Genomic DNA, 21,592 nt, shown 5'->3' on the forward strand with positions numbered 1-21,592 from the left:
GCGCATCAGCGCGAATACACGCTTTCTCCTGATTTGGCGACTCGGCGCTTGCGTCGGCGATCGAAAGCGGCTCCTGGCGAGTTAACGCTTCGTTCGAAGATCGCGCCTAGACTTGAACCATGTTGCGTCGCGTTGCGTATCCCCTCGTTCTGGGCATCGGTCTCGGAAGCCTCGCCGGTTGCGGCTCGCTCTTCGATCTGGAGGAGCGCGAGCCCTGGCGCGCCCAGGTCGAGGCGCAGTGCCTGGCATCGGGCGAGGTCCATGAAAGCGCCGGCATCCGCATCACCCGGTCGATCGAGGGGCCGGGGGTGTGCGGCGTCGACCATCCCTTCCGCGTCTCGGCCCTCGACACGGGCGGTGCTTCCGGTCCGTCCTACGCGTCGCTGCGACCACAGCAGCCCTCCCGACAGGCGCCCGCACCGGCCTATGCCCCGATGCCCACGCCCTATTCGCCGCCTGCGACCGCCCAGCCGGGCCTGCTGCCGCCGGCCGCCGTCCCGACCGATCAGACCGGCGCGCTGGGCGATGCCCCGACCGCCCTGCCCTATTCGCCGGCCCCGGCACAGCCCCTGCCCGGCGCCGTGCAAGTGGCGGATGGCGGGCCGTTCTCCGTCTCGCTCGACCGCAGCCTCGTCCTGTCCTGCTCGATGATCCCGGCGCTCACCCAATGGCTGGCGCAGGACGTTCAGCCGGCCGCCCTCGTCAATTTCGGCTCGCCCATCGTCGAGATGACCACTTTTGGAAGCTATTCGTGCCGCCGCCGCGACAATCGCAGCGTCGGGCGCATGTCGGAGCACGCTTTCGCCAACGCCGTCGACGTCAAGGGCTTCAAGCTGGCCGACGGGCGGGAGACCCGGATCGTCAGCGGATGGCGTGGATCGCCGCAGGAGCAGGCCTTCTGGCGCGATATCGCCTATGGCGGCTGCCGTAGATTCACCACCGTGCTCGGCCCCGGCACCTCGGACGGGATGCACGAGAACCATCTTCATCTCGACCTCGCCCGCCACAGCGCCGCGAGGCTGGTCCATATCTGCCGCCCGCGCGTGCCCGCCGGCTGGGTCGCCACCGCGCAACGCCGGGGCATGGCCCAGCCCGAGCCGGAGTTCACCGGCTCGATCCAGGAGCCGATGGGCAGCGAGGATGACGAATAAGGCAGACCGGAGCCGCCGTTGCGGGGCCCGGTCCGCCGTTCTTCCTTAACGTCAGGCGAGCGTATAGGCCGTCTTGACGGTGGTGTAGAACTCCACCGCATAGCGGCCCTGCTCGCGCGGGCCGTAGCTCGATCCCTTGCGGCCGCCGAACGGCACGTGATAGTCGACGCCCGCGGTCGGCAGGTTCACCATCACCATGCCGGCCTGGACGTTGCGCTTGAAATGCGTCGCATGTTTCAGGCTGGTGGTGGCGATGCCGGCCGAGAGGCCGAACTCGGTATCGTTGGCCGCCGCCAGCGCTTCCTCATAATCCTTGACGCGGACGACCGCGGCCACCGGGCCGAAGATTTCTTCGCGTGAAATCCGCATCTCGTTGGTGGCGCCGGTGAAGAGAGCCGGCGTCAGGTAGAAGCCCGGCGCGTCGCGGCTGACCAGTTCGCCGCCATAGGCGAGGGTCGCGCCCTCGTCGCGGCCGATCTTGATGTAGGAGAGGTCCTGGTCGAGCTGGCTCTGGTCGACGACGGGTCCGATATGGGTACCGGCCTTCATGGCATCGTCGACCTTGAGGCCCTTCAGGCGCTCGACGAGGGCTTCGACGAAGGCATCGTGAATGCCGTCGGTGACGATCAGGCGGGAAGACGCCGTGCAGCGCTGGCCGGTCGAGAAGAAGGCGCCGTTGGCGCAGGCTTCCACCGCGACCTTGAGATCGGCATCGTCGAGCACGACGAAGGGGTTCTTGCCGCCCATTTCGAGCTGGATCTTCTTCATCGGCGAGGCGGCGATGCAGGTCGCCGCGATCTTGCGGCCGGTCGACACCGATCCGGTGAAGGAGATCGCATCGACGTCCGGCGAGGTCAGCAGCGTCTCGCCGACAACCGAGCCGCGGCCCATGACGAGGTTGAAGACGCCTGCCGGCACGCCGGACCGCGCGATGATCTCGCCGATCGCATGGGCGGTGGCGGGCACGAGGTCAGCCGGCTTGATGATGACGGTGTTGCCGTAGCAGAGCGCCGGCGCGATCTTCCAGGACGGAATGGCGGCCGGGAAATTCCACGGCGTGATGAGGCCGACGACGCCCACGGGCTCGCGCGTGATCTCGACGCCCACGCCCGGGCGCACCGATCCGAGGAGCTCGCCCGACAGGCGCAGGGCCTCGCCGGCGAAGAAGCCGAAGATCTGTCCGGCGCGTACCACTTCGCCGATGCCCTCGGGCAGCGTCTTGCCTTCCTCGCGCGAAAGAATGGCGCCGAGTTCGTCCTTGCGGGCGAGGATCTCGTCGCTGATGCGGCGGAGCACGTCGTGGCGCTCCTGCGGCGTCGAGCGGCCCCAGGCCGGGGCGGCGGCCCGCGCGGCGGCGATCGCCTTTTCGGTATCGGCCTTCGTGGCACGCGGGAAATGGCCGATGATCTCGGCCGTGTTGGATGGGTTCACGTCGGGAGCGAGATCGGAAGCGGCAACCCACTCGCCGGCAATGAAGTTTCGTGCGTGAAGTGTCATCCTCGATATCCTGATGCTCAAATGAACGGTGAAGGGCGGTATCGCCGGTCGGGCGGGACCTTAGTCGATCACGGCGCCGGCGCAAGCCGAAATGGTGGAGCGCCCCCGGCGCCCCGGATTCACGCAAGGGCGGGCTCGCTGCGGCGGCGGGCGATGAGCAGGGCGATGACCGCCGCCACCAGTCCCGTGAGGCCAGACAGGATGAAGGCCTCGACATAGCTGCCCTGCAGCACCCTCAGATAGCCGGCGAGCGCGGCGGCGCAGGCCGCCCCGATCTGGTGGCCCGCCGCGATCCAGCCGAACACGACGGGCGCATCGCGCTCGCCGAACGCCTCGTTGGTCAGGCGCAGGGTCGGCGGCACGGTGGCGATCCAGTCGAGGCCGTAGAAGACGCCGAAGATCGACAGGCTGTAGATCGAGAAATCGGTGAAAGGCAGGTAGATCAGCGCCAGCCCGCGCAGGCCGTAATAGAAGAACAGCAGCTTGCGGGGATCGAAGCGGTCGGTCAGCCAGCCCGAGGCCGTGGTGCCGAACAGGTCGAACACCCCCATCATCGCCATCAGGCCGGCCGCCTGCACCTCGGCGATGCCGCGGTCGCCGCAGAAGGAGATGAGATGCGTGCCGACGAGGCCGTTGGTGGTGAAGCCGCAGATGAAGAAGGTGGCGAATAGATACCAGAACGCCTTGGTGCGCGAGGCGCGCAGCAGGGCGCCGATGGAGGCGTCGAACAGGCCGGGGCGGACGGGGACGGGCGCGATCGGCGTCGACGGATCGGCGCCGAAGGGGCGCTGCCCGATGTCGCTCGGCTGGTTCGGCACCAGCAGGAGGACGAGCGGGACGAGGGCCGCGCAGCCGAGCGCCACCGCCGCCACGATCCACTGCCAGCCGCCGATCTCGCCGAGCTTGGCGAGGCCGGGCTGGAAGATCAGCGTGCCGGTCGCCGTGCTGGCCGACAGCAGCCCCATCATCAGGCCGCGATTGGTGACGAACCACCGGTTGACGACCGTGGCGCCGAGTACGGTGGCGACGAAGCCCGATCCGACGCCCGAAAGCACGCCCCAGGTGGCGAAAAGCTGCCAGGACTGGGTCATCAGCAGGCTGAGACCGATCGAGCCGGCCATCAGGAGCAGCGCGGCGACCAGCATCTGGCGCACGCCGAGCCTGTTCATCAGCGCCGCCGCGAACGGGCCCACGAGGCCGTAGAGCAGGATGCCGACGGCGGCGGAGGCGGAAATGACGTCGCGGCTCCAGCCGAAGGCGTGTTCCAGCGGCTGGATGAGAAGGCCCGGCGCGGCCCTGAGGCCCGCCGCCACCAGCAGCGAGAGGAAAATCACGCCGATGACGACGAAGGCATAGTTCTGGCCGAAAGGCCGGCGGCTTGCTATAGGCATGTAACGGACCTGTCCGTACCTCATTGGCGATACGTACCGGTCTGTAACATCGAATATCGACAATGGAAAGATCCCCATGGCAGATTCCGACGCCCCTGCCGCCCGCGATACGCCGCCGCCGCGGGCGGCCGAGCGCATCCGCGCCACCGCCCGCGATCTGTTCTATCGCGAGGGCGTGCGGGCCGTGGGCGTCGACACCATCGTGGCCCGCGCGGGCGTGACCAAGCCGACGCTCTATCGCTGCTTCTCGTCCAAGGACGAGCTCGCCGCGACCTATCTGCGCGACTACGACGCCGAGTTCTGGACACGCTTCGAGGCGGCCGGGGTTGATTGCCCCGACGACCCGCGCCGCCACATCCTCACTTATCTGACGGGGCTCGGCGAGCGTGCCGGCCGCAGCGACTATCGCGGCTGCGGCATGAGCAATGTCGCGGTCGAATATCCCGAGCCGGACCATCCGGCGCGCCAGGTGGCGGAGGCCAGCAAGGATCTGCTGCGCGAGCGCCTCACCGACATGGCGGCCCGCATGGGCGCCAGGAACCCGGCATTGCTGGGCGACGGGCTGCTGCTCCTGATCGAGGGAGCCTTCATCAGCGGGCAGATCTTCCACGCGCACGGCCCGGCATGTTCCATCGCCGCCATCGCGGAAATGTTGATCGATGCGAGCCTGAAGGCGTAATTCCCGGGGCACGGGGCAGGATCTACGACAACCCGCCCCGCTTCGACCGGGAACGCCGTGGTTCAAGAGGCGGACAGGATGTCCGCGCTCCCCGGGGGGAGCAAACCCTCTCTACGCGCCCCAGCGCAGAGCCGGCGTGTGCACGGGGGCGTCCCACAGGCGCCGGGCATGGTCGTCGAGCACCGAGACGGTGATCGAGCAGCCGGCCATGTCGAGCGAGGTGACGTAGGAGCCGGTGAGGAAGCGCACCGCCTTGATGCCCTTGGCGTCGAGCCACCGCCGGGCCCTGTCGGCCATGAGGTAGAGCTCCATCAGCGGCGTGGCTCCGAAGCCGTTGACGAAGAGCAGCACTTCGCTCGCCGCCTTGAGGGAGAGGTCGGCGACGATGGCGGTGAGCATCTCGTCGGCGATGGCATCGGCCGATGCGAGCTTGACGCGCCGCCGGCCCGGCTCGCCATGGATGCCGACGCCCATCTCCATCTCGTCCTCGGCGAGCGAAAAGGTCGGCTTGCCGGCGGCCGGCACCGTGCAGGGCGCCAGCGCCACCCCCATGGAGCGCGTATGGGCGTTCACACGCTCGCCGAGTTTCCTGAGTTCGCTCAGGCTCTGGCCGTGCTCGGCGGCGGCGCCGACGACCTTCTCGACCACCAGCGTGCCGGCGACGCCTCTGCGTCCGGCCGTCCAGGTGGAGTTCTCGACCGCCACGTCGTCGTTGAGGATCAGGCTCTCCACCGGCCCCGGCGCCATCTCCGCCGCCATGGCGAAATTCATCACGTCGCCTTCGTAATTCTTGACGATGAGAAGCGTGCCGGCTCCGCCGTCGACCGCCTCCATCGCCGCCAGCATCTGGTCCGGCGTGGGCGAGGTGAAGACCTGCCCCGGACAGGCGGCGTCGAGCATGCCCAGCCCGACGAAGCCGGCATGGAGCGGCTCGTGCCCGGAGCCGCCGCCCGATACCAGGCTGACCTTGCCCGGCCGGCCGTGGCGCCGGCGCACGAATTTGCGTTCCTCGCCGAGCACGACGATGTCGGCATGGGCGGCGGCGAAGCCGTCCAGGCTCTGGGCGAGGACGTCGTCGACCGCATTGATCAGTTTCTTCATGGCTTGCGCTCGTCTTCCGATGGCCGCCCGCCGGCCGATTCCGCCTCGCCCGCCAGGCCGTCGGAGGAACGGATGGCGCTACGAAGCGGCGTCTTCGCTCTTCGGGCTCTGGTCGAGTTCCCTCGTATAGTGGACCAGCCTCGCGACGAAATCGAGCACCGCCTTCTCCATCGCCTGGTTGCGCCGCTCGTCGCCGAGATCCGGGAGGGTGACGGCCAGGCTGCGGGTGCGAGGCTGGCGCTCCCGGCCGGCGACCCGTCCGGGATGGGCGGCATGATAGGCTTCGAGGAATTCGGCCCGCTCGGCGGGCGCCAGCCGGCAGACGTCGAAGATGACCTCGAGGTGCTGCACCGGGATCGGGATGGGATAGCCGGGATTGGTGATCTGCGAAACGAAGGACCTGTTGGTGCCGAGCGCGGCGGCGAGCTTGAGCCGGGTTCCCGACGGGCGGTTGTCGAGCGCCCGGCGCAGCAGGCCCTTATAGGTGGCAATGGCGCGGGCGGTGATCTCCTTGGAGTCAAACATGGGCCAATCCCGCGATTGCCGCCTTGACCCGCCCGACCGCCATCGGCGCCACGGAAAGGCATCTCAGCCCGATGCCGAGAAGCTGCGGCAGCAGGCCGGTATCGGCCGCGGCGTCGCCGCATATAGAGACGGGAACGTGGCGCGTCCGGCCGGCGGCGACGGTCCGGGCCATCAGTTCGAGCACCGCCGGATCGCCCGTGTCGTTGAGGCCGGCGACGGCGGCGCTGTCCCGGGCGGCGGCCATCGTATATTGCGTCAGGTCGTTGGAGCCGATCGAATAGAAATCCGCCCCGAACCGGGCCGCGCCCAGGGCGGCGGCGGGTACCTCCACCATGATGCCGAGAGGCGGCCGGCGGCGGGGCAGGCCGAGGCGGGCCAGCGCCGCGACCTCTTCGTCGAGGAGGGCGGCGGCCTGGTCGAACTCGGCGGGAACGGTCACCATCGGCAGCATCACCCGGATATCGTGCTCCGCGCCGGCCCGGGCCAGCGCCCGCAGCTGCACCCGGAACGCCTCCGGCCGCGACAGCGACAGCCGCAGGCCGCGAAGGCCGAGAAAGGGATTGGTCTCTCCCTCCGCCGTCAGGCCTTCGACCGGCTTGTCGCCGCCGACATCCACGGTGCGGATGGTGACCGGCCTTCCTTCCGCCCAGGCCGCGATGCGGGAATAGGCGGCGAGCTGCTCGTCCTCGCCCGGCAGGGGATGGCCGGGCCGGAAGAGAAACTCGGTGCGGACCAGGCCGATGCCATCGCATACGCCCGGATCGAGGCCTTCGAGGTCCTCCGGACGGCCGACATTGAGCAGCACCTCGATCCGGGTGCCGTCCTGCAGCAGGGCCGGGCGGCGGATCAGCGCGTCCTCCCCGGCCTTGGCCCGCCGGGAGGCCGCCAGGCCCTCCGCCAGGGCGGCGAGGCTGCCGGCGCCCGGATCCAGCGTGACCTCGCCGGCGGCGCCGTCGACGATGGCCGCCGCGGCCGCATCGATCCTGCCGAGCCCTGTCACCATGGGAACGCCGCGGCTGCGCGCCAGCATCGCGACATGGGAGAAGGGCGAACCGGCGGCCAGGGCGATGCCGCCGCCGCTCCAGTCGACCGACAGGAACAGCGAAGGTGCGATGTCCTCGGCGACGTAGATCGAGCCGGCGGGAACGTTCCGCCGGCCGGCGGTCCCGGCCAGATGCGCCAGCACCCGATCCCGCATGTCGGCGAAGTCGGCGCCGCGGGCGCGGAACGTCGGATCCTCGCTCGCCTCGTAATCGAGGATTTCCGCATCGAGCGCCGAACGCCAGGCGTGATCGGCGGGCATGCCGGCGGAAATCGCATCGAAGGCGCCTTCGGAGAGGGCGCCGTCCTCGAGCATGGCGATCTGGAAGCCGAGAATGTCGGCCTCTTCGCCGCCGAGCCCCGCAGCGAGGGCGGCGAGCTCGGCAGCCGCCGCGCCGATCGCCCGCCGCAGCGCTTCGGCGTCCCCGCCGATCGGCGCCGCAGCGGCCGGTATCTCCGGCCCGTCGACGAAAACGGGACCGGCGGCGAGCCCGGGCGAGGCCGGACGGCCGGTCAGCCGCCGCTCGACCGGCAGGCTGCTGCCGTTTCCGCCATGTCCCGGAGCCAAGTCCATCACTTCCAAGCCAAGTCCATCATGCCCAAGCCAAGCCTGTCACTCCTCGCCGAACCGGGCGGCGATCAGCGCCTGCATCGCGGCGAGCGCCTCTTCGGCATCGGGGCCCCTGGCGGCGAGATGGAGGACGGCGCCCTTGGGCACCCTCGCCCGCATCACTTTGGCGGGACTCTTGGCGTCGATCCACGGGCCGTCCGCCTGGAGGGAGAATTCGATCGTCGACAGGAAGCTTTTGGCGAGCTGGGTGAACTTCACGCTCGGACGCGCATGCAACCCGACCGCATTGATCAATTCGGCCGTTCCCTTCAAAGCATCATCCGTGTCCGCCATGCGACGCAGCCCTATCCGTAGAAATCCTCCGCGGCATCGCGCACCGCGGCGAGTGAAGAACCGCCCGAAGCCTCGGTCGCCGCGATCACCGCGCCTTCGACGATCGGCGCGTTGCAGATGACGACAAGGTCGCGCTTGTGCTCGTCGATCTGCTCGATCGCCATCTCCGCATTGGTCTCCGCCCCGCCGAGATCGACCAGCACCGCGACGCCGTCCGGCGACCACACGCTCTCGATCGCCGCGACGATGGCGGCGACGTCCGTGCCGAGGCCGCCATCCGGATCGCCGCCCGTCCAGGCCAGCTTCACGCCCTCGCCGACCATCTGGCGCGCCATGTCGGCGGCGCCTTCGGCGACCTTGGGCGAATGGGAAACCACGACGACGCTGACGCTCATGCGTTTAGGACCCGTCCCTGGATGAACGTGGCGCCATTGCCGGCGAACGGCGAGGCGGTGAAAGCCGAGACGCGGGCCGCAGCGCCGGACAGGGCCGCCCGGCTCGGTCGCATTGCACTCCCCCTCATCGGCGTGTTTCCTGCGCCGCCAAGGCATCGACGACGGCGGCGATGATCAGCGAGGAAGAGCGGGCGCCCGGATCCATATGGCCGACGGAACGCTCGCCGAGGAAGGAGGCGCGCCCGCGGGTCGCCAGCAGCGGCACCGTCCGTTCCGCGGCGGCGGCGGCCTCGGCCTTGACCGCATCGCCCGAGCCGCCGGCCTCCAGCACCGCCTGGACGGGAAAGAGCACGTCGAGCAGGGTCTTCTGGCCGGGCTCGGAACGGCCGCGCGCCTTGACGGCGGCGGCGGCCTTCGCCGTCGCCTGCACGAGGGCGGCGCGGTCGGGCTCCGGCGGCAGGTTCTTGGCCAGTTCCAGGAAGAACGTGCCGAAGAGCGGGCCGGAAGCGCCGCCCACCTTCATCACCAGCGTGGTGCCGATGGTCTTGAGCATCTCCGGCAGCGGCTTGGCGGCCAAAGCGGGAAGCTCCGCCGCGACCGCATCGAAGCCGCGCTTGAGATTGATGCCGTGGTCGCCGTCGCCGATGGCGCGGTCGAGCGCCGTCAGTTCCTCGGCGTGATCGGACACGACGGCCGACACACCACGAACGAGATGCTCCCTGGTCTGCTGATCCATCGGCCCGACTGATCCCGAAATCCTGAAGCGCGGGTCAGTGCCGGCCCTTCATGTTTAGCTGACCATTGTTTGCTAAACATTGCAAGAGCCCGCTGGGCCGGATCGGACATCGAATCCGGATCGATGGTTTCGGGGGATCGCAGCTGCCCATGAGCGGTGAGTTGCAGGGAGTAGCGCGTGATGCGTCCAGATCGAGTCGTGATCGTCATTCCGGGGTGCACGCAGAGCGAGCCCGGAACCCATAAACACCATCCTGGCAATATTGCGGTCAGGGGGGTCCGGCCTTTCGCTTCGCTTCAGCCGGAATGACGGGCTCCGCGGTTCGACCTGAAACCGTAGCGCCGAGGCGTGCGGTCCCGTGGTCGGCAGCCGTGCATACCGCGGCCTACAGTCCGACCCATGCGCCGCCCTTCTTCGACGATTTCACCGCGGCCTCGATGAAGGCCATGCCGGCGATGCCGTCGTCGATGTCGGGGAAGGTGACCGCACCGTCCGGCTTCTCTCCGCTGCGGGCCGCACGGATGGCGCGGGCGATCTCGGTGTAGAGGGTGGCGAAGCCTTCGAGATAGCCTTCCGGGTGCCCTGCCGGAACCCGCGTCACCCGCGCCCCGGCGGGGCCGACGGCCGGCGATCCGCGCGTGACGATGCGGGTGGCCTCGCCGAGCGGGGTGAAATACAGCAGGTTCGGATTGTCCTGGCGCCAATGGATACCCGCCTTGGTCCCGTAGACGCGCAGCATCAGGCCGTTTTCGTTGCCGGGCGCCACCTGGCTCGCCCACAGGGCGCCGCGCGCGCCATTGGCGTAGCGCAGCAGGATCTGAACATTGTCGTCGAGCCGGCGGCCCGGCACGAAGGTCGTGAGCTCGGCGAGGATCTGCGAAACCTCGAGCCCGGCCACGAATTGCGACAGGTTGAAGGCGTGGGTGCCGATGTCGCCGATCGAGCCGCCGGCTCCCGACTGGCTCGGATCGGTCCGCCAGCCCGCCTGCTTCTGCCCGGACTGCTCGATGTCCGTGCTGAGCCAGTCCTGCGGATATTCGACCTGGACCAGGCGGATCTCCCCGAGATCGCCGGCCCTGACCATCTCGCGCGCGTGCCGCACCAGTGGATAGCCGGTGTAATTGTGGGTCACGGCGAAGATGACGCCCCTGGCCTCCGCGAGCTTCTTCAGGCGCAGCGCATCCTTCAGGGTCGTGGTCACAGGCTTGTCGCAGATGACGTGGATGCCGGCCCTGATGAAGGCTTCGGCCGCCGGCGCATGCATGTGATTGGGCGTGACGATGGAGACGGCCTCGATACCGTCCTTGCGGCGCCTTTCCTTCTGGGCCATCGTCTCGAAATCCGGGTAGATGCGGGCCGGATCGAGGCCGAGGGCCTGGCCCGAGCGGATTGCCTTTTCGGGGGTCGAGGAAAGCGCGCCGGCGACGAACTCGTATTCGTCGTCCATGCGCGCGGCGAGGCGATGCACGGCGCCGATGAACGCGCCCTCCCCGCCGCCGACCATGCCGTAGCGCACCCGCCCGCCGCTCCTGCCGCCCGAGCGTGCTTCGATGGCCATGTTCTCTCCCCTTGTCCTTGCGAAACATCATGCGGGATGGTGCCGGCGGGAAATCTTCCTCGGGAAGGTCTTCGCCTGCTATTGGATCCCGAGCATGCGGCGCACCGCGGCGCGGTCTGTGCCACCGCCGGCGAAGTCGTCGAAGGCCTTCTCCGTCACGCGGATGATGTGGCTCTCGATGAAGGGCGCACCCTCACGCGCCCCGTCCTCGGGGTGCTTGAGGCAGCATTCCCATTCCAGCACCGCCCAGGAACCGTAATCATATTGCGCGAGCTTGGAAAAGATGCCGGAGAAGTCGACCTGCCCGTCGCCGAGGGAGCGGAAGCGCCCGGCGCGGTCGATCCACGGCGCATAGCCCGAATAGACGCCCTGCCGGCCGGTGGGATTGAACTCGGCATCCTTGACGTGAAAGGCCTTGATGCGCTCGTGGTAGATGTCGATGAAGGCGAGATAATCGAGCTGCTGCAGCAGGAAATGCGAGGGATCGTAATTGATGTTGGCGCGCCGGTGGCCGCCGAGCCGGTCAAGGAAACGCTCGAAGCTGGCGCCGTCGAAGAGGTCCTCGCCGGGATGGATCTCGTAGCAGACATCGACGCCGACCTCGTCATAGGCGTCCAGGATCGGCTTCCAGCGCGCGGCGAGCTCGGTGAAGGCTTCCTCGACCAGGCCTGCCGGGCGCTGCGGCCAGGGATAGGCGAAGGGCCAGGCGAGCGCGCCCGAGAAGGTCACATGCGCATCGAGCCCGAGATGGCGCGAGGCGGCGGCGGCATGCTTGAGCTGCTGAACGGCCCAGGCCTGCCTTTCGGCGGGCTTGCCATGCAGCTCGGCCGGCGCGAAGGCGTCGAACGCCTCGTCATAGGCGGGATGGACGGCGACGAGCTGTCCCTGGAGATGGGTCGACAATTCCGTGATGGCGAGCCCGTGCCGCCGAGCGATGCCGGCGATCTCGTCGCAATAGGTCTTCGAATCCGCCGCCTTGCGCAGGTCGAACAGCCGGCCGTCCCAGGTCGGGATCTGCACCCCCTTGTAGCCCAGCGAGCCGGCCCATGCGCAGATCGAATCCCATGAATCGAACGGCGCGGCATCGCCCGCGAACTGGGCGAGGAAAATCGCCGGTCCCTTGATGTTGGCCGCCATCGACGCATCTCCCACAGATCTGATCCGGGCCGTGCTCCGACCCGTTCTTGCGCCGCTCCGGCGTTTGCGCACCATGGCAAAAGCCGATCGGCGACGCAACGGACCAAGCCCGCACGATCGGCGTCCCTCCCGAAAAAGCGAAGGCCGGGCATGCCCGGCCTTGCGTCTGGATCCGTCTGCGGGTCCGGCTCAGCCCTCGGCGTCCTCGAGCGACATGCCAGGACCCTGCACGATGACCTTGGAGCCCACCGCGACGCGCTGGTAGAGGTCCATCACATCCTGGTTGATCATGCGGATGCAGCCGGACGAAACGCTGTGCCCGACGCTCCAGGGCTCGATCGTGCCGTGGATGCGGAACAGCGTATCCTTGTTGTTCTGCCACAGATACATGGCGCGGGCGCCGAGCGGGTTGCGCGGGCCGCCATGCATGCCGATGCCGCTCTGCAGCTTCGACATCACGGCCTTGAGTTCGGGCTGGCGCTGGATCATCTCCGACGGCGGATACCAATCGGGCCATTCCTGCTTGGAATGAACCTGCGCCGTGCCCGCCCAGACGAAGCCCTCGCGCCCGACGCCGACCCCATAGCGCATGGCGCGGCCGTTTTCCCCGACGTGATAGAGATAATGGGCCTTGGTATCGATGATGATGGTGCCGGGCGCCTCGCTGGTGTCGTAGTCGATTTCCGCGCGCAGGAAGGCCGGGTTGATGCGCTTGAGGTCGACCGCCGGAATCGGAAACTTGTCGTCTTTGGCGGCAGCGTAAAGCTGCTTGTAGTCGAAGGTGCCGTCCGCCTGGACCGGCTCGGGCGGCGGCGGGGCCGGCTCGGCCGATGCAACGACGAGCGGCGCCATCGAGCTGGAATTGGTGACGCAGCCGGCGAGCCCGAAAGCCACGCCGGTCGCGGAAGCACCCATCAGAAAGGCGCGACGGGAAAGAGACGACATTAATATCCTGCCAGGATCGGGGAAACCACGTTCACAATACGCATGAGTCGCCTGTTTCGCTGTTGTTTTACGGCAACGTTTCACATTTCTTTGGCTCGCGGTTTTGTGAGAGCGGGATGTTCTTATGGTTACCGCAGAAGGAGCGAGGCTTGACCCGGCGCCCTTGCGGCGCCACAAGGCGGCCATGGCTCCTCCCCTTCTCTACCTGCGCGACATCCATCTCACCTTCGGCGGCACGCCGACGCTGGAGGGTGCCGATCTGTCGATCGCCCCCGGCGAGAGGCTGTGCCTGGTCGGGCGCAACGGCTCCGGCAAATCGACGCTCCTGAAGATCGCGGCCGGCCTGATCGATTTCGACCGGGGCGAGCGTTTCGTGCATCCCGGCGCCACGGTGCGCTATTTGCCGCAGGAGCCGGACCTCTCCGGCTTCGCCACCACGCTCGCTTATGTCGAGGCGGGTCTCGGGCCGGGGGACGAACCCTATCGCGCCGCCTATCTGCTCAACGAACTGGGGCTCACCGGCGAGGAGGATCCCGCGACGCTGTCGGGAGGCGAAGCCCGCCGCGCGGCGCTGGCGCGGGTGCTCGCGCCCGAGCCGGACATTCTCCTTCTCGACGAGCCGACCAACCATCTCGACCTGCCGGCGATCGAATGGCTCGAAAAGGAGATCGGTTCGCTGCGGTCGGCCCTCGTGCTGATCAGCCATGACCGCCGCTTCCTGGAGAACCTGTCCCGCGCGACGGTGTGGCTCGATCGCGGGCGGACGCGGCGCATGGAGCGCAGCTTCGCCTCTTTCGAGGAGTGGCGCGACCAGATCCTCGAGGAGGAGGAACGCGACCGCCAGAAGCTCGACCGCAAGATCGTCGCCGAGGAGCATTGGGTCCGCTACGGCGTCACGGCACGCCGCAAGCGCAATGTCCGCCGCATGGCGAACCTGGCGACCCTGCGCGAGGACCGCCGCAGCGCGCGGCGGGTCACCGGGGCCGTGAAGATGACGGTGACCGAGGGCGACGAGAGCGGCAAGCTGGTCATCGAGGCGATCGACATCGCCAAGTCCTGGGGCGGGCCGCCGATCATCCGCGACTTCTCCATCCGCGTCGCCAAGGGCGACCGTATCGGCATCGTCGGCCCCAACGGCGCGGGCAAGACGACGCTGCTCAATCTGCTCACCGGCGTCATCCCGCCCGACAGCGGCGTGGTCAAGCTCGGCGCCAGCCTGCAGATGGTGACGCTCGACCAGCGCCGCGAGAGCCTCGATCCGGCGGCGACCCTGGCCGACACCATGACCGGCGGCGGCTCGGACTATGTCGACGTCGGCGGCGAGCGCAAGCATGTCATCGGCTATATGCGCGACTTCCTGTTCTCGCCCGAACAGGCCCGCACGCCGGTTTCCGCGCTTTCCGGCGGAGAGCGCGGACGGCTGATGCTGGCGCGCGCGCTGGCCAAGCCCTCCAACCTCCTGGTGCTCGACGAGCCCACCAACGACCTCGACCTCGAGACACTCGACCTCCTGCAGGAGATGATAGGCGAGTATCAGGGCACGGCGATCGTCATCAGCCATGACCGCGACTTTCTCGACCGCGTCGCCACCTCCATCCTGATGAGCGAAGGCGACGGGCGCTGGACCGAATATGCCGGCGGCTATTCGGACATGGTGTCCCAGCGCGGCGCCGGCGTGGCCCGGCGGATCGCCGAGCGGCCGGCGAATGCGAAGGAAGGATCCGGGGGCCCGCAGGACGCGTCGGATCGCGCGCAGAAGCGCAAGCTCTCCTTCAAGGAGAAGCACGCCCTGGAAACCCTGCCGAAGAAGATCGACGATCTCGCCAGGAAGGCCTCGATCCTGCAGACGCGCCTTGCCGACCCGGGGCTGTTCGCCAAGGATTCGAAGGCCTTCGCGCAGCTCAGCGGCGATCTCGTCCGCATCGAGGGCGAGAAGGCCGCCGCGGAGGAGCAATGGCTGGAACTGGAGATGCTGCGCGAGGAAATCGAGGGATGAGGATCGCGGTGATCGCCGATATCCACGGCAATGTCGTCGCGCTCGACGCCGTGCTGGCCGATATCGCCAGGCGCGGCGCCGACATGACCGTGAACCTGGGCGACATCGTTTCCGGCCCGCTTTATCCGACCGAGACGGCCGACAGGCTGATGCCTCTCGGCTTTCCGACGATCCGCGGCAATCACGACCGCCAGGTCCTGGCAGGCGGGCTGGCGGAGATGGGCGCATCCGACCTGTTCGCCGCCAGCCGGCTGAGGGCCGACCAGACGGCCTGGCTTGCCGGATTGCCGGCAACGTTGCGGCTTTCGGACGCCGTCCTCCTGGTGCACGGCACGCCGTCGAGCGATCTTGCCTATTTCCTGGAGACGATCGACGCGGACGGCTTCCGGCCGGCCGCGCCGGAGGACATCGAAGAGCGCGCCGGGGCCGACCCCGCCCGACTGATCCTGTGCGGTCACAGCCATCTGCAACGCATGGCCCGGACCCGTGACGGGCGGCTGGTCGTCAATCCCGGAAGCGTCGGCCTGCCGGCCTATGCCGACGACCTTCCCTACCCCCACAAGGTCGAAGCCGGATCACCCCACGCCCGCTATGCGCTGATCGACATGCAGGCCCGGGACATCGCCGTCGAATTCGTCTCGGTGGCCTATGCTTGGGACAAGGCGGCAGCGGCAGCCGAGGCCCATGGCCGCCCGGACTGGGCGAAGGCCCTGCGGACGGGAACGATGCCGGTTCTGCCGACGGGGACCTGATCCCGCCTGCGGGATCGCTGCGCTTCAAGACAAGCGCTTTGAATGCCGGAAGACGACCTACGCCTACCCCCGCGCCAGGGCGGCCCTTCCGCGTGCGGTGAGGCTGTAGCCGATGGCGCGATAGCCGGCCTTGACCACGGCGATCGAGTCCATCTGGGCCGGCAGGGCGGATCTCGGCATCTGCGCGCCGTCGGGCAGGCGGTAGACGATTTCGCACCAGCCGAACTTGCGGCACATATGCCCCGCCTGCCCGCTGATCGGCGGACGCAGATCGCCGGCGGCGAGGGCGGCGAGATAGGCTTTTTCGCGCGGTGTCGGGGCTCGATCGGGGATGGGCATGAAATTCATGTCGCTCCTTACTCCGCCGCGGCGGCCGGCGGCAGGGCCGCCACCCTGCCGCTCGCCGGCCTATATCGAGGCGAGGCCTCCTCTGCGCCCTCTTCCTCCCTGGGACCGACGAGCCCGCCGAACAGGCGAACGCACAGCCGGGTGACGTCGTCCATCACCGAATAGAAGGAGGGCACGAACACCAGCGACAGCAGAGTGGAGACGATGAGGCCGCCGATCACCGCGATCGCCATCGGCGCGCGGAACTCGCCGCCGTCGCCATGGCCCAGCGCCGTCGGCAGCATGCCGGCCACCATCGCGATCGTCGTCATCAGGATCGGCCTGGCGCGCTTGCGGCCGGCGTCGATGATCGCCTCGTGGCGATGCATGCCGTGCCTGACCCGCTCGACCGCGAAGTCGACCAGCATGATCGCGTTCTTGGTGACGATCCCCATCAGCATGAGGATGCCGATGACGACCGGCATCGACACCGAATTGTGGGTGGCGAGCAAAGCGAGGACGACGCCGAGCAGGGAGAGCGGCAGCGACATCAGGATGGTGATCGGATGGAAGACGCTGCCGAGCAGCAGCACCAGCACGCCGGCGACCATCAGAAGGCCGGCCCCCATCGCCATGGCGAAGCCGGCGAACACCTCGTCCATGATCTCGGCATCGCCCGTGGAGGCGATATGGATGGAAGGCGGCAGGTTGTTCGCCTCCGGCAGGGCCTTGGCCGTCGCCAGCGCCTCGCCCATCTCCAGCCCCTGGCGCAGATCGGCGCCGATGGTGATGCGCCGCACGCGGTCATAGCGCGCGATCGAGGACGGCCCCTGTCCGAATTCGACGTCGGCCACCGCCGCAAGCGGCACGGTGCCGCCCGTCGACGTCGTCAGGTTCAGGGCCTCGATGAGGTGGAGATTGGCGCGGGAGGCTTCCGTCAGCTGCACGCGGATCGGGATCAGGCGGTCGCCGGCATTGAACTTGGCGAGATTGGCGTCGATGTCGCCGATCGTCGCCACGCGGACCGCCTCCGAAATCTGCTCGGTGGTGATGCCGTAGCGCGCCGCATCGTCCGTGCGGGGAATGATGCGGACCTCCGGGCGGTCGAGCCCGGTGCTGGCGGCGACGTTGGAAAAGCCCGGCACATGGCGCATGGCGCCTTCCAGCCGCGCGGTCGCCTCGTCGAGCGCGCGGGGATCGGTGCCCATCAGCGCGAGGTTGACGCCGCGATCGCCGCGATCGTTGACGCGCCAGGCCCGGATGTCGGCGATGCCGGCGACGATGCGGGTGATGTCGTCCTCGATATTCCATTGGCGGCGCACGCGGTCCGCCTTGTTGGACAGCGCCACATAGACGGCGGCGCGCCGCAATTCCATCTGCCCGGTGGGCGAGGAACCGCCGATGACGAAGACGCGCTGCACCTCGGGTATCCGGCGGATGGCGGCGGCGAGCTCGTCCGTCTTGCGCATGGTGTCGTCGAGCCGGCCGCCCGGCGGGATCTCGGCGGACAGGACGATGCGGCCGGTATCGTCGGGCGGGATGAAGCCCTGCGGCAGGAAGGCCATCAGCTTGAGGGCGACGACGAACAGGGCGAAGCCGGCGGCGATGGTGAGGTAGGGCGAGAACCACCGCGCGAGGGTGAATTCGAGGAAGCGCGTATAGACCCGCATGACGATGCCGTCGCGCGGCTCGTGATATTCGTGCGGACGCAGGAAATAGGCGGTCATCATCGGGGTGATCAGCCGCGCCACCAGCAGCGAGAAGAACACCGCGGCCGCGACGACCAGGCCGAACTGCTTGAAATACTGGCCGGCGATGCCGCCCATGAAGCTCACCGGCATGAAGATCGCGATGATCGTCAGGGTGATCGCCATCACCGCGAGGCCGATCTCGTCCGCCGCCTCGATCGAGGCGCGATAGGGCGACTTGCCCATCTTCATGTGGCGCACGATGTTCTCGATCTCGACGATGGCGTCGTCGACGAGGATGCCCGTCACCAGCGTGATCGCCAGGAGGCTGACGAGGTTGAGCGAGAAACCCATGGCGCTCATCGCCCAGAAGGTCGGGATGGCCGACAGCGGCAGCGCCACGGCGGCGATGAGGGTGGCGCGCCAGTCGCGCAGGAAGATCAGCACGACCACGACCGCGAGGAGCGCCCCCTCGATCAGGGTCTGCATCGCCGAGCGGAAATTGCCGTAGGTGTTCTTCACGCCGTCGTCGACGAGCGTGTAGGAGACGTCGGGATAAGCCTTGTGCAGGTCCCTGATCTTCTGCGCCACCCGGTCGGCCACCTCGGTGTCGCTGGCACCCTTGGCGCGGAAGATCGAGAAGGCGACGATCGGCGTCCGGCCGTCGAGCCGGGCGAAGGATAGGGGATCGGCATAGGCGTCGGAGACGAAGGCGACGTCCTTGAGCCGCGCCTGCCGCCCGCCCGGCAGCATGATCCGCGTCTCCTTGAGATCGTCGATGGTGTGGGCGCCGGCGAGCGTGCGGATCGACTGCTCCTGGTTGCCGACATCGCCCTTGCCGCCGGAAAGGTCGACCGTGGTCGCCTTGAGCTGGCGGTTGACGTCGGCGGCGGTGACGCCGAGCGAGAGCAGGCGGTCGGGATCGAGCGCCACGCGGACCTCGCGGGTGACGCCGCCGAGGCGGTCGATGCGGCCGACGCCGCGAAGCCCCTGCAGGTCGCGCTTGACGACGTCGTCGACGTGCCAGGACAATTGCTCCAGCGTCATGCCGGGCGCGGACGCCGAATAGGTCAGGATCGACTGGCCTTCGACGTCGACGCGGCTGACGATCGGCTCGTCGATGTCGCGCGGCAGATCCGAGCGTATCTTGGTGATGGCGTCCTTGACGTCGTTGAGGGCGCGGTCGGTATCGGTGCCCAGCCAGAACTCGATCAGGGCGGTCGACGCGGAATCGGAGACGTTGGACTGGATGTGCTTGATGCCGGCGACGCCGGATACCGCATCCTCGACCTTGCGCGTCACCTGTGTCTCGAGCTCGGACGGCGCGGCGCCGGACTGGGTGACCGTGACCGAGATCACGGGCACGTCGATATTGGGGAATTTGGTGATCGGCAGGCTCTGGAACGACACCCAGCCGAGCGCCATCAGCACCACGAACAGGACGATCGAGGGCACCGGATGGCGGATGGAGAGGGCGGAGATGTTGAAGGACATCGGCGTTCCCCTCACTCGGCGCCGGGAGGCGATGTCGCTTCCATCGGCGTGATGCGGTCGCCGTCGCGCACGAAGGTGCCCGCGGTGGCGACGACGGCGTCGCCGGAGGCCACCCCCCGCGCGATCTCGGCCTGCCTCTCCGTCCGCAGGCCGAGCGTCACCGCCCGGGTGGAGACGACGCTGTCGCGGACGACCTGCACCGTCGGCCCGTCCTCCGAATAGAGGATGGCCGATTGCGGCACGAGAACGCCGGTGCGGCTGGCGATCTCGACCTTGGCGCGGCCGAACGCACCCACCGTCAGGCCGGGCGCGGCATCGATGGCGAGCCGGACGCGGCCGAGCCGCGTGACGGTGCTGACCTCCGGCGCGACCAGCCGGACATGGGCGGCATAGGGCTGCTCGCGCGCGGCGGTGATCACCTCGGCCTTCATGCCGACGCGCAGGCGGGCCAGGGTCGTTTCCGGGACATCCGCTTCGAGCTCGATGTCGCCGTCGCGGATGATGCGGAACAGCGCCTCGCCGGCGGCGGAGACGACCGCGCCGATCCGCGCGGTCCGGCGGCTGACGATGCCGGCGGCGGGGGCCTGGATCTGGGTGTGGGCCAGCCTGACCATCATCTCGTCGCGCTGGGCGACGGCGAGATTGCGGTCCGCCTCGGCGACGGCAAGGGAGTGCCGGGCCGCATCGAGGCGGGCATCGGCCATCTTGGCAGCGGCTTCACGCTGCTCCAGCGTGTCCTCGGTCGCGTTGCCGCTCTTCTGCAGGGCGCGGGAGCGCGCAAAGGCGCTTTCCGCCTGATCCTTGTTCGCCTGCGCCTCGGCGATCGAGCTCTTGGCCTGCGCGATGGAGGCCTCCGCCCGGGCGAGCTGCGCCGTGTTCTGCGCGAGAGAGGTGTCGATGGACGTCCGCGACAGCCGGGCGAGGACCTGGCCCTCGGTGACGCGATCGCCCTCCTCGACCATGATCTGGTCGATCGCATAGCCGTCGACCTGCGGCGAGACCATGATCTCCTCGCGCGGCACCAGATTGCCGGTGACGACGGTGTTTTCGGTGATCGGACCGGTGACGGCATGCACGATGGTGATCGAGGGCGGCGGCGCGACGACGGCGACGGCGGCGCCCGCGGGCGCCTCCAGCATCGGGCGCAGCCACATGAAGGCTGCCGCCGCCGCGGCGGCGGCCAGCACGAGCACCAGCAGGGTCACCGTGACGGTGCGGACCTTCGACCGCCGCGGCGCCGGCGCATGGAGCGTCGATCCGGCCGGCGGCGTTCCGCCGGCATCGCCGAAGATGTCGTTCGGCTCGAGCCCGTGCTCGGGGCGGCGCTGCTTTTCAACCGCGGACATTGTGGGCTTCCTCCGGAGAAGCAACGGAAGCCGTCGCATTGACGGCGTCGGAAAGGGAACGGCCGAGATCGACCCTGCCGGACAGCAGGGCGGCCATGACGTTGACGAGGAGACGGAATCCCTCCCCGGTATCGAAGTCGGGCTCGAGGGCGCGCCGGGTGAACAGGCCGTCGCCCATGGCGGAGAGGACGGTGATGGTCGCGCTGCTGTCGATGGCCTGCGGAATCTGGCCGGAATCCTTGGCCGCCTCCAGCACGGAGATCATGAGATCGTTCACCTCGCGGTCGACGGCTGCGCAGATCGCCGCCACGTCGGGATTGCGCGTCGCCTCGGCCCAGATCTCCATGAACAGCACGCAGCGCTCGCGCGGCGTCTCGACGAAATGCTTGCGGCCCATGGCGATGAACGAGCCCATGATGTCGCTGGATTCGGCGACATCCCGGAAATCGGCACCGAAGCGCTCGCGGTCGCGCCCGATCATGCCGGAGACCAGCGCCTCCTTCGAGGGGAAGTAGCGATAGAGGTTGCCGGCGCTCATGCCCGCTTCCCTCGCCACATCCTGCATGGTGGTGCGATGGAAGCCGGCGCGCTGGATGCATAATTCGAAAGCGTCGAGGATGTGCTCCTGCCGCTTGCCCATCCCCTTGGTCTCCGCGGCCGCATGCGGATCCATCACGGCGTCGACCACAACCACGCAAAACCTCGTCTGAGAATGAACGTTCATTCTCATTACCAGAGGTTGCGGCCAAAGCAAAGCCACGCGAGGGAAGAAAGCGCGATGCGGCCTTCCGATGGACGCCGGCCATGGTGACGGACGGGAACACAGCCCGCGCGCGGTCCGGATCGGCGCCGGACGCTCAGGAAGGCGGCATGATCTTCCTTCTTCCGGCCGGAAGAAAGCACAGATCTATGTTCGGCAGGCCGGCGGC

At 68.5% G+C, this 21,592-nt stretch carries 19 protein-coding genes; 4 read left to right on the plus strand and 15 right to left on the minus strand.

Features of this window, described 5'->3' with window-relative positions:
- The first annotated feature begins 119 nt into the window (after positions 1–119).
- Positions 120–1,151, plus strand: a complete 1,032-nt coding sequence (locus tag J3R73_RS22450; RefSeq protein ID WP_307432276.1) for an extensin-like domain-containing protein — start codon at positions 120–122, stop codon at positions 1,149–1,151.
- 51 nt (positions 1,152–1,202) lie between these two features.
- Here the strand turns inward: J3R73_RS22450 and J3R73_RS22455 are convergent, their stop codons facing one another.
- Both J3R73_RS22455 and J3R73_RS22460 read right to left on the minus strand, forming a co-directional pair.
- On the minus strand, positions 1,203–2,648 hold the full coding sequence (locus J3R73_RS22455) for an aldehyde dehydrogenase family protein (RefSeq protein WP_307432279.1): 1,446 nt from the start codon (positions 2,646–2,648) through the stop codon (positions 1,203–1,205).
- 119 nt (positions 2,649–2,767) lie between these two features.
- Complete coding sequence (locus J3R73_RS22460; RefSeq protein WP_307432282.1) at positions 2,768–4,039, minus strand: MFS transporter; 1,272 nt, start codon at positions 4,037–4,039, stop codon at positions 2,768–2,770.
- A 76-nt stretch (positions 4,040–4,115) separates the two neighbouring features.
- On the opposite strand from J3R73_RS22460, the gene J3R73_RS22465 reads away from it, so the two are divergent.
- On the plus strand, positions 4,116–4,718 hold the full coding sequence (locus J3R73_RS22465; RefSeq protein ID WP_307432284.1) for a TetR/AcrR family transcriptional regulator: 603 nt from the start codon (positions 4,116–4,118) through the stop codon (positions 4,716–4,718).
- A gap of 111 nt (positions 4,719–4,829) precedes the next feature.
- On the opposite strand, the gene dhaK is transcribed toward J3R73_RS22465, so the two are convergent.
- The 9 genes from dhaK to J3R73_RS22510 form a co-directional block, all read right to left on the minus strand.
- Positions 4,830–5,819: a dihydroxyacetone kinase subunit DhaK gene (gene dhaK / locus J3R73_RS22470; RefSeq protein ID WP_307432287.1), complete on the minus strand. Its 990-nt coding sequence runs from the start codon at positions 5,817–5,819 to the stop codon at positions 4,830–4,832.
- Positions 5,820–5,897: 78 nt separating this feature from the next.
- Positions 5,898–6,344 carry a hypothetical protein gene (locus tag J3R73_RS22475; RefSeq protein ID WP_307432289.1) on the minus strand — a complete coding sequence of 149 codons (447 nt, stop codon included), beginning with the start codon at positions 6,342–6,344 and terminating at the stop codon, positions 5,898–5,900.
- Positions 6,337–7,959, minus strand: coding sequence for a putative PEP-binding protein (locus J3R73_RS22480; RefSeq protein ID WP_307432293.1), 1,623 nt, complete (start codon positions 7,957–7,959; stop codon positions 6,337–6,339). Before J3R73_RS22480 ends, J3R73_RS22475 begins: the two co-directional genes overlap by 8 nt.
- Before the next feature lie 39 nt (positions 7,960–7,998).
- Positions 7,999–8,289, minus strand: a complete 291-nt coding sequence (locus tag J3R73_RS22485; RefSeq protein ID WP_307432299.1) for an HPr family phosphocarrier protein — start codon at positions 8,287–8,289, stop codon at positions 7,999–8,001.
- Positions 8,290–8,300: 11 nt separating this feature from the next.
- Positions 8,301–8,684 (minus strand): dihydroxyacetone kinase phosphoryl donor subunit DhaM, encoded by a 384-nt coding sequence (dhaM, locus tag J3R73_RS22490; protein ID WP_307432301.1) that lies wholly within the window; start codon positions 8,682–8,684, stop codon positions 8,301–8,303.
- A gap of 124 nt (positions 8,685–8,808) precedes the next feature.
- Positions 8,809–9,420 carry a dihydroxyacetone kinase subunit DhaL gene (gene dhaL, locus J3R73_RS22495; protein ID WP_307432304.1) on the minus strand — a complete coding sequence of 204 codons (612 nt, stop codon included), beginning with the start codon at positions 9,418–9,420 and terminating at the stop codon, positions 8,809–8,811.
- Between the two features lie 385 nt (positions 9,421–9,805).
- Positions 9,806–10,978 (minus strand): Gfo/Idh/MocA family protein, encoded by a 1,173-nt coding sequence (locus J3R73_RS22500; protein ID WP_307432307.1) that lies wholly within the window; start codon positions 10,976–10,978, stop codon positions 9,806–9,808.
- A 78-nt stretch (positions 10,979–11,056) separates the two neighbouring features.
- The gene (locus tag J3R73_RS22505) at positions 11,057–12,115 is read right to left on the minus strand and encodes a sugar phosphate isomerase/epimerase family protein (RefSeq protein ID WP_307432310.1); all 1,059 of its coding nucleotides are present in this window, start codon (positions 12,113–12,115) and stop codon (positions 11,057–11,059) included.
- A gap of 189 nt (positions 12,116–12,304) precedes the next feature.
- Positions 12,305–13,060, minus strand: coding sequence for a L,D-transpeptidase (locus J3R73_RS22510; RefSeq protein WP_307432312.1), 756 nt, complete (start codon positions 13,058–13,060; stop codon positions 12,305–12,307).
- 184 nt (positions 13,061–13,244) lie between these two features.
- On the opposite strand from J3R73_RS22510, the gene J3R73_RS22515 reads away from it, so the two are divergent.
- Both J3R73_RS22515 and J3R73_RS22520 read left to right on the plus strand, forming a co-directional pair.
- Entirely contained in the window at positions 13,245–15,056 is a 1,812-nt protein-coding gene (locus tag J3R73_RS22515; protein ID WP_307432315.1) for an ABC-F family ATP-binding cassette domain-containing protein, read from the plus strand.
- Positions 15,053–15,808: a metallophosphoesterase family protein gene (locus J3R73_RS22520; RefSeq protein ID WP_307432318.1), complete on the plus strand. Its 756-nt coding sequence runs from the start codon at positions 15,053–15,055 to the stop codon at positions 15,806–15,808. Before J3R73_RS22515 ends, J3R73_RS22520 begins: the two co-directional genes overlap by 4 nt.
- A gap of 63 nt (positions 15,809–15,871) precedes the next feature.
- On the opposite strand, the gene J3R73_RS22525 is transcribed toward J3R73_RS22520, so the two are convergent.
- Genes J3R73_RS22525 through J3R73_RS22540 form a run of 4 tightly spaced genes read right to left on the minus strand, consistent with a single transcriptional unit; the run spans position 15,872 to position 21,357 of the window.
- A complete protein-coding gene (locus tag J3R73_RS22525; protein WP_307432322.1) occupies positions 15,872–16,156 on the minus strand; it encodes a hypothetical protein in 285 nt (94 codons plus the stop codon).
- Between the two features lie 8 nt (positions 16,157–16,164).
- Complete coding sequence (locus J3R73_RS22530; RefSeq protein ID WP_307432324.1) at positions 16,165–19,317, minus strand: efflux RND transporter permease subunit; 3,153 nt, start codon at positions 19,315–19,317, stop codon at positions 16,165–16,167.
- An 11-nt stretch (positions 19,318–19,328) separates the two neighbouring features.
- The gene (locus J3R73_RS22535; RefSeq protein WP_307432327.1) at positions 19,329–20,663 is read right to left on the minus strand and encodes an efflux RND transporter periplasmic adaptor subunit; all 1,335 of its coding nucleotides are present in this window, start codon (positions 20,661–20,663) and stop codon (positions 19,329–19,331) included.
- Positions 20,650–21,357, minus strand: a complete 708-nt coding sequence (locus tag J3R73_RS22540) for a TetR/AcrR family transcriptional regulator (RefSeq protein WP_307432330.1) — start codon at positions 21,355–21,357, stop codon at positions 20,650–20,652. Before J3R73_RS22540 ends, J3R73_RS22535 begins: the two co-directional genes overlap by 14 nt.
- Positions 21,358–21,592: the final 235 nt, after the last annotated feature.

Origin of the sequence: Labrys monachus (assembly GCF_030814655.1) — a bacterium.
GTDB lineage: Bacteria > Pseudomonadota > Alphaproteobacteria > Rhizobiales > Labraceae > Labrys > Labrys monacha.

Coding starts and splice junctions, on each gene's coding strand:
- J3R73_RS22460 (WP_307432282.1), bottom strand. CDS start 4,039: ATGCCTATAGCAAGCCGCCGGCCTTTCGGCCAGAACTATGCCTTCGTC.
- J3R73_RS22530 (WP_307432324.1), bottom strand. CDS start 19,317: ATGTCCTTCAACATCTCCGCCCTCTCCATCCGCCATCCGGTGCCCTCG.
- J3R73_RS22485 (WP_307432299.1), bottom strand. CDS start 8,289: ATGGCGGACACGGATGATGCTTTGAAGGGAACGGCCGAATTGATCAAT.
- dhaK (WP_307432287.1), bottom strand. CDS start 5,819: ATGAAGAAACTGATCAATGCGGTCGACGACGTCCTCGCCCAGAGCCTG.
- J3R73_RS22535 (WP_307432327.1), bottom strand. CDS start 20,663: ATGTCCGCGGTTGAAAAGCAGCGCCGCCCCGAGCACGGGCTCGAGCCG.
- J3R73_RS22520 (WP_307432318.1), top strand. CDS start 15,053: ATGAGGATCGCGGTGATCGCCGATATCCACGGCAATGTCGTCGCGCTC.
- J3R73_RS22510 (WP_307432312.1), bottom strand. CDS start 13,060: ATGTCGTCTCTTTCCCGTCGCGCCTTTCTGATGGGTGCTTCCGCGACC.
- J3R73_RS22455 (WP_307432279.1), bottom strand. CDS start 2,648: ATGACACTTCACGCACGAAACTTCATTGCCGGCGAGTGGGTTGCCGCT.
- J3R73_RS22515 (WP_307432315.1), top strand. CDS start 13,245: ATGGCTCCTCCCCTTCTCTACCTGCGCGACATCCATCTCACCTTCGGC.
- dhaM (WP_307432301.1), bottom strand. CDS start 8,684: ATGAGCGTCAGCGTCGTCGTGGTTTCCCATTCGCCCAAGGTCGCCGAA.
- J3R73_RS22465 (WP_307432284.1), top strand. CDS start 4,116: ATGGCAGATTCCGACGCCCCTGCCGCCCGCGATACGCCGCCGCCGCGG.
- J3R73_RS22450 (WP_307432276.1), top strand. CDS start 120: ATGTTGCGTCGCGTTGCGTATCCCCTCGTTCTGGGCATCGGTCTCGGA.
- J3R73_RS22500 (WP_307432307.1), bottom strand. CDS start 10,978: ATGGCCATCGAAGCACGCTCGGGCGGCAGGAGCGGCGGGCGGGTGCGC.
- J3R73_RS22505 (WP_307432310.1), bottom strand. CDS start 12,115: ATGGCGGCCAACATCAAGGGACCGGCGATTTTCCTCGCCCAGTTCGCG.
- J3R73_RS22475 (WP_307432289.1), bottom strand. CDS start 6,344: ATGTTTGACTCCAAGGAGATCACCGCCCGCGCCATTGCCACCTATAAG.
- dhaL (WP_307432304.1), bottom strand. CDS start 9,420: ATGGATCAGCAGACCAGGGAGCATCTCGTTCGTGGTGTGTCGGCCGTC.
- J3R73_RS22480 (WP_307432293.1), bottom strand. CDS start 7,959: ATGGACTTGGCTCCGGGACATGGCGGAAACGGCAGCAGCCTGCCGGTC.
- J3R73_RS22525 (WP_307432322.1), bottom strand. CDS start 16,156: ATGAATTTCATGCCCATCCCCGATCGAGCCCCGACACCGCGCGAAAAA.